The organism is Embleya sp. NPDC059237 (assembly GCF_042754105.1).
Classification (GTDB): Bacteria; Actinomycetota; Actinomycetes; order Streptomycetales; family Streptomycetaceae; genus Embleya.
This window is the reverse complement of sequence record NZ_JBHZAE010000056.1, coordinates 1-2,012: the sequence shown is the minus strand read 5'-3', so window position 1 is coordinate 2,012 and position 2,012 is coordinate 1. Positions and strand designations below refer to the sequence as shown.

The window sequence follows — 2,012 nt, the reverse complement described above, 5'->3', positions numbered from 1 at the left end:
ACGGGCTCTGTCGCTGATCTTGTGACGCTCAGGGTCCTGCTGTTGGCTCAGGTGTCCTGGGTCGCCACTCCTCGCGGTAGTCGGGGTGTTCGGCGTACGACTGTGTGAGCACGCGGAGGGCGTACCCGAGTCCGGCGAAGCGGGTATCGGAGGGATCCATGCCCTCGTAGTCGCGCGCGAGCATGTCGACCAAGTCGAGCATCGGCAGGTGACTGTCGAGGAGGGCGTCACCTCCGAAGCAGTGGGCCACGTAGGCATAGGCATGGTTGTCCGCCTCGTTACGGGCGTGAAGGAACTTCAGAAGGTCGTCCACGAGATGATTTTCCTCGCTTGGGGATGCCGGTGGGCTCCTACCTGTCTCAAGACTGAAGGAGGGTACGGGTGCGGAGGAGGTCCAGCTTGGCCCGGCCATAGCCGGCGCGTTTGAGGAGCTTGACCCTGGTCACCTGGCCTTCGACCTGACCGGAGCTCCACGTGCTCGACAGGCCCGCCACGACGGCCTCCCAGTCATGGAGAAGGCCGTCGGCGAACTGTCGCAAGGCCGGCAAGTCGTTCTTTCTGACCTGCTCGATCCATTCGTCGAGATCATCGCCTCGGTGTTCGTGCATGAGCGAGCCGAAGGCTCGGACGTGGTCAACGGCGGCGTCGAGTTCGGGGCAGGCTGCCCGGATCTCCTTGAGGCCGACTGCTTCCTCGGGGCGAAGGTGCTCGGGGCGGGTCATGATCCACCGCAGAGCCCGCCTGGGCTTCGGCAGCGCTGGAGGCGGCGGTGCCGTGACGGTGCCCTGCTTCAGCAGGCGGACGTAGGAGTTGACCACGCTCCGATCACCCCGGAAGCCCTGGTCGCGCACTTCGCGGAAGAGCTGGCTGGCATTGCGGCAGCCCTGTACGAACCGTTCGTAGATATAGGGCTTGTAGTCGTCCAGCAGGGTTCGGCGCTGGGTGACCTTCACCAGCAGCTCGTCGACATCCGCAGCTCGGGCGTATCGCCGGACGGCGTAGTAGTCCAGGTCCAGGTCTCGGCTGATGCCGCGCAGAGATCGGCCCTGGGAAAGGAGTTCCTGGACGGCACGGTGGCGTTCACGGATGGTGGCGACGATTCGGCGGGGCCGGCCGCGGACGTCGAGCATGCCGTCCGGTTCCGCCGGTGGCTGTCGTTCTCCGGGCTGGTGCGTCGCCTGGTGGGCTGTGCGGATGCAGCCGTAGTGGCTGGTGATGGTCTTCTCCACGGCCTTGGCGAGGTTGCTCCACAGGTGCCAGACGTCGGCGACCTGGACGGCCTGTGGGGCAGCCTGCCGGGCGGCTTCGGCGTAAGCGGAGGCACGGTCCCGGCATATGATCTGCACCTCTGGGTGGTCGGCCAGCCAGCGGGCCACCGGGGCGGCTTCGCGGCCGGGCAGCACGTCGATCGGGCGGCGGGCATCCAGATCGACCAGCAGGGTGGCGTACGTGTGGCCCTTGAGCAGGGCGAAGTCGTCGATGCCCAGGACCCGGACGGGCCCTGGTTCGGTCAACGCCGTGGCTCGCAACAACCTCAGCAGGGTGTCCTTCGCCGCGGCCATGCCCAGCCTTCGGGCAAGCCTCGCACCGGGCCGTCCTGCCAGCACCCGCGCGATACGGCCGAGCTGATCCCGCAGTACCGGCGTGTGCCGGGCGTGCGACCGGGTCAGTCCCGGAATCTGCTCCGCGAAGGTGACTGCCGGGCACTCGGCCGTCAGGCATTTGAACCGTCGTATCAGCATGACGATCACTACCGGCAAGCCTCCCAACGGCGCATCCGCGAGCCGTCGTTCGTACCTGCCGTGTATCCGACTCGACCGTACTCCGCATCCCGGACAACGCGCCGAATGTCCACGAGAGCGAGCATGCAGCACGACCGTGCTCACGTCCCGATGCACCGACTCGATCACCACGTCCGTCAAATGAGGCAGAATCCGCTGCCATCCCCCAGAACAGCACACCCACCAGAAACGATCGAACGGCTCCAACGTCACAAGATCAGCGACAGAGCC

The 2,012-nt window shown here is 66.4% G+C and carries 2 protein-coding genes; both read right to left on the bottom strand.

Annotation, left to right across the window (positions count from 1 at the left end):
• Positions 1-28 precede the first annotated feature (28 nt).
• Positions 29-313, bottom strand: coding sequence for a DUF6221 family protein (locus ACFXKZ_RS52370; protein ID WP_380015655.1), 285 nt, complete (start codon positions 311-313; stop codon positions 29-31).
• Between the two features lie 46 nt (positions 314-359).
• Entirely contained in the window at positions 360-1,874 is a 1,515-nt protein-coding gene (locus tag ACFXKZ_RS52365) for an ISL3 family transposase (RefSeq protein WP_380015658.1), read from the bottom strand.
• Positions 1,875-2,012 lie beyond the last annotated feature (138 nt).